Source organism: Marivirga sp., from assembly GCF_024636815.1.
Classification (GTDB): domain Bacteria; phylum Bacteroidota; class Bacteroidia; order Cytophagales; family Cyclobacteriaceae; genus Marivirga.
Genome location: NZ_JAGXGF010000175.1, coordinates 1 through 7,080 on the forward strand (window position 1 = coordinate 1; position 7,080 = coordinate 7,080).

The window sequence follows — 7,080 nt, forward strand, 5'->3', positions numbered from 1 at the left end:
AATGGCATCCAAAAAAATATTTGGTTAGATTTGGTACCGAATCCAACAACCGTAAAAAAGATCGCTTTTGATAACCAAACCCCACAATCCATATATGTTGGGTTTGAAGGGGCTTTGCTAAAAACTATGAACAATGGGCAATCCTGGAATACTTTAATCGATGAACATCCTAGTTCAAAGTTCTTTTTTGGGATAAACGTGAGTGAATTGGATAACAATAGAATTTTTTCTGCGGGATGGTTTAAAGGAGATGAACCACAATCTCTTGTTTTGTATTACAGTACAGATAAGGGTTCGACTTGGAAAGAGGATGTTTTCGAGGAGGAACAGTTTGGAGGTGTTCTGGATATGTTGTTAAAAACAGAAGGTAATAAAGAACGATTGTTTTTGGCACTGGATAAAGGCGGTGTATACGAAGTTAGAATACAGGGTTAGACTTATTTTATTTAAGGAATCTTGTCCTAATTTTAACCTCCAGTAATCAGGTGCCTACTGACCAACGGTATTTATAAAGAGGGGCAAGATTAAAAGACCTAGACGGAAATCAACTGATCCTGTTCTATGATGGTGATAATAGATTGAGTACGCCCTGGATAAAAATGTAATGTAATTGAAAAACAAACATAAAGAGGAATGAAATTTAGAAAAGCGACAATAAGAGATGTTACTAAAATAATAGAGATGATTGCAGATGATGAACTTGGAAAAACAAGAGAAAATTTTCAATTACCGATACCTATTGAATATCTAAATGCTTTTAAAAAAATAAATTCTGACCATAATCAGGAATTAATAGTTGTTGAAAATGAAGCCTCTGAAATAATTGGAACACTACAAATATCATTTATTCAATATCTAACATATCGAGGCGGGGTAAGAGCTCAAATTGAAGCAGTTCGAATTAGAAAGGACCAAAGGGGAATTGGATTAGGAAAAAAAATGTTCGAATGGGCCATAGCAAGAGCTAAAGAACGAGGAGCTCATTTACTGCAGTTAACAACTGATAAAAAAAGGCCGGAAGCGATTAAATTTTATGCCGACCTCGGATTTAAAGCGTCCCATGAAGGAATGAAATTACATTTTCTTAAAAAAAAGAAAGTCCATACTCCAGAACTTTGAAGTATAGGAAATATCTGTTTTATAATTTTAGGAATTTTCATATGATAAAAAATTAGCTTTTTATTCATCTTTAAATTTTAAAAATAATGAAAATAATATATTATAAATGATAGCATCTTTTGGGATAATTATTCTAAAAGTATGTAGATCTGAAGCACTTGTTGATAAGCAATGAGAAATGCATTTAGATCTGTTCTTTATTATATTTAAATGGTTTTTTACAGCAGAGTTTGGTTAGTAGATTAATAGAATGAACTTCTGTGAAAAATTGAAGAGACTGTCTGAAAAGGCAGCTTTTTTGATGGATAATATTTTGGGTTTTATTAATTTCATGGAATGAAAGCCAAAGCAGTTTTTAAGACCTATGACCAGTCACAGTTAAGTCTTTTACCCCCGAGTTATGATGATTTGGTTCCTGCCAATCATCCCGTTAGAATTGTAAATACGATTATTGATCAAATTGATATTTCTGCCTTAGAGAGAAGTTACAAAGGAGGAGGTACTTCCAGTTACCATCCCCGGATGTTGATCAAGGTCACCATCTATGCCTACCTGCGCAATATGTATTCTTCGCGTAAAATAGAACAGGCCCTTCAGGAGAACATTCACTTTTTATGGCTCAGCGGCCAGAGCAAACCCGATCACAATACCATCAATGATTTTAGGGGGTAACATTTCATGACTTAATTTTATTAAAGTTGAAGTCTAAATTGGTTATTAAAAATAGAACTATAGGCTGATTAAAAATTTTCAATTTTAATTCTCAAAATGCTTATGACATTCCACCTCCCTGAGTAGATTCATTGGTCGTTCCATAATTTATATGATTTAAATTGGTTATAAATTGGTTATAAATTTATTCAAATATCCCAGCCTTAACTTATCATGAATAAAGAAAGGGGGAAAATCCCCTATAAATAAAATTATTCAATTATTTAATCTTTAAAAAAGGTAAAGCCCAGGGACTTCATTCTTGTTGCAGTTGACTAAATCCATTTTCCCCGGAACGTGCTAACAATTATGGCTGTGAATTGTTTAGAACGTTCAGTATATGCAAAGCAGGCGATTAAGGGCTTTTAACTTGTGAAATCATTACAAATTAGGCTTTCGTTAGTTATCAATCCACATAGGTAATATAATCTTACTTTGCGTATTTACTTTCAATTCCAAGGGTATGGTTGCATCAATTATTGACTCTTTGCTTATATCTTTCCCAGTGCCATAGTTAATTTGTCCATATGAATTTTTATTCCCTCTAATAACAACAATGATCCTACTTCCTTTTGATATTTTTTTACTGACAATTCTGGTGTTGTCAAAAATAATAGTGGTTTCCTTATTTGGCTTTAATAGTTCTCTATGCGATCTACTTTTGGCATAACTAGCCCTACCTATATAATAGCTCAGGTGAAAATACTTGCCTTCTGGATTTAGTTCATACAAGATAATCGAGAAGTCAAAATCTTTTTTATTGGCTGTAATTTTTAAATTACCTGAAAAAGATCCGTTGATGATACTTTCTTTTTTGAAAGGCTCACTCACGAATATAAGGCCATCAGTAAGATCAATACTATCCTTAATTATGGGCCAGGGGTAATAGTCAGAATTGTTCATATTCTTTCTGTCAGCAAAATTCACCTCAAATTTTAAATATTCTTCTTTGGGTTTTTCGCTAATCAAGCTATAAAGACCGTTTGATTTATCATTGCCCAAATAGAAAGTGCACAACTCATTACTCATTGCTGAAAGTGATGACTTATGCATCCATTGATTAGTACCCATAACTTGAAAATTTACCTTATTCTTCAGTATGGAGGGTTTTTCCTTGCCTTTTAAAATGTAATCAAACCAATCAAATACAAGTTCATCTCTAATATTTATTTGTGCAACATCATCAATTTGATAACCCCGTAAATTTGAACTGGACGCAAATTGTGCGCCCCAATGGTCATAGGGCCCTATGAGTAAATAATGTTCTGCTTCAGGATTGTATTTTAAATGCTCCAGATAATAATACATAGCCCCCCGTTGCCCATCATCATAATAACCTGTTGTACTAAGTATGGGGATGTTGATATGAGAAAATTCATTCTTATAAGGAATCATAGCTTGCCAATAGGAATCATAAGATGGATGACTAATCCATTCCTGAAATAAAGGTCTTGGTGTCCCTTCAATGCTATCCATTTTATTGTAGGGTTTGCCAGAAACGAACCAGGTATTCTCAAGATCATTCCATCTATCACTATCAAAATTTGCAGCATTATCCAAAAACTTGTTATTGGTTACATAAGGAATCCCTCTATAGGGGAAATTATAAAAAATATTGTTTTCCATAGGAGCATCTATTCCAGGAGCAAAAGAAACAGAAGGGATAATCGTTTTTAAAGCAGGATGTACTTTTTCTTTCATGGATGCCCATTGAGAAAAACCATTATAACTCCCACCATACATCCCTACTTTGGAATTGCTCCAAGGTTGTTGGCTTATCCAGTCAATAATATTATAGACGTCCTTATGCTCATGTATATATGGTTCAATAGCATTTTTACTGAGTCTTTTGCCTCTAGAGTTGGCCACAACGCCTGCATACCCTTTTGATGCAGCCAAGATAGCAAGTTTGTAATTTGACGCATCTGCAAAAATGGTAAATACCAATACAGCCGGTAATGGTTCTGCATCTCTCTTGCGAGCCGTAATAACTGATATTTCTGCCCCGTCCAATGGAGAGACAACAAGCTGTTCTTCTATTATATATCTCCTCTGCTTATCTAAATTTATTTCTTCGATAGCAATGGGCTCGGTTAGACTATAAACATAGTATAGAAAATATGATTTTAAAAGACCTTTAGCCTGATCCAGGTTGATAGTAGACTCAGAAATTTTACTGTAGTTGGTTTCAAAATTTTCAGTGTATTGACTCAAAGCATCGTAAGTTGTGAAAATAAGATTAGCTGAATATGCTTTTTCATCGTTACAGCTTATTAAATAATCTTTAAAAGAAGTTTGGTATGCGGCTTTAAAATCAATGTCTGATTTCAATTGCTTGATCTTGGCTTTAGAAAAAATCTCATATTGAATATAAGGCTTGTGTTTATTTTCATTTCCGACATTTGCACGGAGAGATGAAAGGGTCATCAGTGAAGCTTCATAATTACCGGCCAGAATTTCGAACATGTAAAGGTTGTTCGGCTCGATGTTATGGTCTTCGATTTGGCTTTTCTGCAAATAGTTTTTCGCCAAATTTTGCATTTCAATTTCCAAAGCCACTTTGTCTGATAATCCTACTTTTTGAACTTTCAGTTCCTGGCCTCTGGTGGGTAGGTTAATACATATTAAAAAGAGTATTGTTAAAAATCTATTCATGTTTATTGTTTTGCTTGATGATAATTAAGTTTTGTTTTTACGTAGGTTACTTTAGATAAATTATTGACTGTATTTGATCTTTTACTGACTAGCATAAAAAAAATTATAGACTATTCCAGTTTCTAAATTTGGCAGATTGTCTGCTGGAAACCTCGAGGGTTTCACCAGTTATTAGTTTGATATTAAGCTTGTTTTTGAAATATGGGTATATAGTTTCTATATATTCTGTATTGACTATTTGGCTACGATTAATCCTAAAAAAGACATTTGGATTTAATTTCTTTTCAATTAGATTTAAGGATTTTTTGATCATTGTCTGATCTTTCCCAAAATACAATCGAGCATAATTATCCATAGACTGAATAAGCCTAATATCATTTAATGGAACAAAAAAACATTTATCCCCATCCTTTATAAAAATTTTATAGTAAATAGGTAATGGTTCATTCTTAGGTTCTTTTTTAGCAAGCTCTGACTTCACTCTCTCAATGGTTAGGGTGAAACGTTCATCTCTGATAGGTTTTACTAGGTAATCAAGCGCATTGATTTCAAAAGCTTTTACGGCATATTGATCATAAGCCGTGGTAAAAACTACTACAGGAACTACAGCCAATTCATGCAATAAATCGAAACCCGATTTTTCTGGCATATGAATGTCTAAAAAAATCAGATCAGGAGCGTTCTTCTCAATCAAAATTATGGCATCATTTACGTTAGAAGCTTCACCAAGTATGACAAATTCCGGGTATTTAGAGAGTGATCTTTTTAATTCCTCTCTTGCCAGACGCTCGTCGTCAATGATTATAGTCTTATAGGAATTCATGATGTTTGAAATGGTATTAATAAAGTGACAGTGACCGTATCTTCTCTCTCATTATCTAATGAAATTGATGCCTCACCATTGTATTGAATAAATAATCTTTTAGATAAGTTTTTTATGCCGAGACCTTTATTGTCATAAGTGTGTGTAAGTTTGCCAGGACTTTGGACGATTACTTGAATCTGCTCACCTATCTTTATGATAGAAAGCAATATATTTCCTCCATCAATTCGCTTATCAATTCCATGTTTAATAGCATTCTCTACTAAGAGCTGTATACTTAATGGTAATATCAGGGTATGCTCTAAAGCTTTATCCATTGAAATTGATAAGTTAAGACGCTCTTCAAACCTTATTTTCTCAAGTGCCACATAATCCTGAACAAAATTTAGCTCCTCTTTAAAGGTAATGAGAGATTCCTCCTTTTCATAAAGAGACGTACGTAAGATGTCAGATAATAAGTCTATAGCCCTCCTTGCCATTTCAGGCTTTTCAATTACCAGAGATTTAATGGAATTCAATGAATTGAATAAAAAATGAGGATTCAACTGATTTGACAAGTTCTCTAATTGAGCTTGTTTAGCGATGAGTGAAAACTCAGCGTTCTTTGTTGCAGTAAATATTTCTCTCTGATAGTAATAATATAAATGATAAGCAAGAACCCAAATAGACATAGTACGCAATCCGGTAATTAAAATTGGTTCCCAGGTCAACAAGGATTGTAGCAGCTCCCAGTCCTTATCAAGTATTAAAACCTGGAAATAGTGCCACTTAAGATTATTCAGCAACATAAAAGCACCTGACAGAATTAGAATAGCGGGTATAATTCTTCTAAATAATAGGGAAAGTTTAAGAGTATGCCATCTTAATCGTAACGCAAAATATCTATAGAGATGTGTAAGCCCTATTCCAATTGTGATATCAAACACATAATTGAGTAAGTTAAATCCAAAACCGTAATCTAAGAACGTAATTACTCTATAAGCCCAATAGGCAGATAAAATTCCCCATCCTAGAAACTGACATTTCCAATAAAGGGAAATGTGTTTGTTATTTGTCATCCTAGTTAAAACTTTCATTAACGTCTCAAAGAAAGCCTATTTAAGCAAATATTGAAAGGGAAAGTACATGAGCGCGAAAATTCTGGAGTTAATGCAATAAAAAAGTATATGAGTTGATTACTTATATAATAGAAATAATGTATCATATTTATCAAATGGGTTATTTTGCTTAAAAATGAAGCCTAACGTTTACGTGTAAGTGCAGTAGCGGATTAGAATCACTTACCTGTTCGTTTAGAATAAAGTTTCTTAGAAGCACAGACTTTGGATTTACCACTGCACCCGCTATTGCAACATACACGCTATTGGTGGCTGGTGTTCTATCTGTCTTTATGATTTGTTAAAGACATTTTGTTAGGTTTTTCATGTTTCAATACGGGGCCACTTCCATGCATAACTGATAATTAGACAAAGAAGAAGAACGACTTCTACAACAGCGCCAAACACCATATGCATCCAGGCCTCTCCCACCAAATTAAACAATGTATAGGGAATATACACCGCGGCAATAATGATATTTACCCAGCGATTTACTTTAGCCGACAGGGCAACAGAAAGGAAAATCATCAGTGCCGGAATTGTCACTGAGGCGAGTGCTGCTAAAAGAAATCCTTGCGTAATATCAAATACAAACACCCTACCTCTCAGAATATCTTCTATCTTACCCGGCATATATAAAGCGAAATAATCAACATAGATATAGAGAAACATAAA

6 protein-coding genes and 1 pseudogene are annotated in these 7,080 nt (G+C 33.8%); 3 read left to right on the forward strand and 4 right to left on the reverse strand.

Annotated elements, in window-relative coordinates; all coding sequences use genetic code 11:
* The 3 genes and pseudogenes from Q0L29_RS12880 to Q0L29_RS12890 form a co-directional block, all read left to right on the forward strand.
* A partial coding sequence (locus Q0L29_RS12880; protein ID WP_296622273.1) for a hypothetical protein occupies positions 1–435 on the forward strand: 435 nt, incomplete at its 5' end.
* Between the two features lie 198 nt (positions 436–633).
* On the forward strand, positions 634–1,119 hold the full coding sequence (locus tag Q0L29_RS12885; RefSeq protein WP_296622275.1) for a GNAT family N-acetyltransferase: 486 nt from the start codon (positions 634–636) through the stop codon (positions 1,117–1,119).
* 336 nt (positions 1,120–1,455) lie between these two features.
* A pseudogene (locus Q0L29_RS12890) lies at positions 1,456–1,788 on the forward strand (transposase); the annotation flags it as partial.
* Between the two features lie 441 nt (positions 1,789–2,229).
* Here Q0L29_RS12890 and Q0L29_RS12895 read toward each other — a convergent pair.
* The 4 genes from Q0L29_RS12895 to Q0L29_RS12910 form a co-directional block, all read right to left on the reverse strand.
* On the reverse strand, positions 2,230–4,485 hold the full coding sequence (locus Q0L29_RS12895; protein ID WP_296622277.1) for a CocE/NonD family hydrolase: 2,256 nt from the start codon (positions 4,483–4,485) through the stop codon (positions 2,230–2,232).
* A 103-nt stretch (positions 4,486–4,588) separates the two neighbouring features.
* Entirely contained in the window at positions 4,589–5,308 is a 720-nt protein-coding gene (locus Q0L29_RS12900) for a LytTR family DNA-binding domain-containing protein (protein ID WP_296622279.1), read from the reverse strand.
* A complete protein-coding gene (locus Q0L29_RS12905; RefSeq protein WP_296622280.1) occupies positions 5,305–6,366 on the reverse strand; it encodes a sensor histidine kinase in 1,062 nt (353 codons plus the stop codon). Before Q0L29_RS12905 ends, Q0L29_RS12900 begins: the two co-directional genes overlap by 4 nt.
* A 363-nt stretch (positions 6,367–6,729) precedes the next feature.
* Positions 6,730–7,080 (reverse strand): DUF6326 family protein (locus Q0L29_RS12910; protein ID WP_296622282.1); only part of this gene is annotated, 351 nt, incomplete at its 5' end.

Coding starts and splice junctions, on each gene's coding strand:
- Q0L29_RS12885 (WP_296622275.1), top strand. CDS start 634: ATGAAATTTAGAAAAGCGACAATAAGAGATGTTACTAAAATAATAGAG.
- Q0L29_RS12905 (WP_296622280.1), bottom strand. CDS start 6,366: ATGACAAATAACAAACACATTTCCCTTTATTGGAAATGTCAGTTTCTA.
- Q0L29_RS12895 (WP_296622277.1), bottom strand. CDS start 4,485: ATGAATAGATTTTTAACAATACTCTTTTTAATATGTATTAACCTACCC.
- Q0L29_RS12900 (WP_296622279.1), bottom strand. CDS start 5,308: ATGAATTCCTATAAGACTATAATCATTGACGACGAGCGTCTGGCAAGA.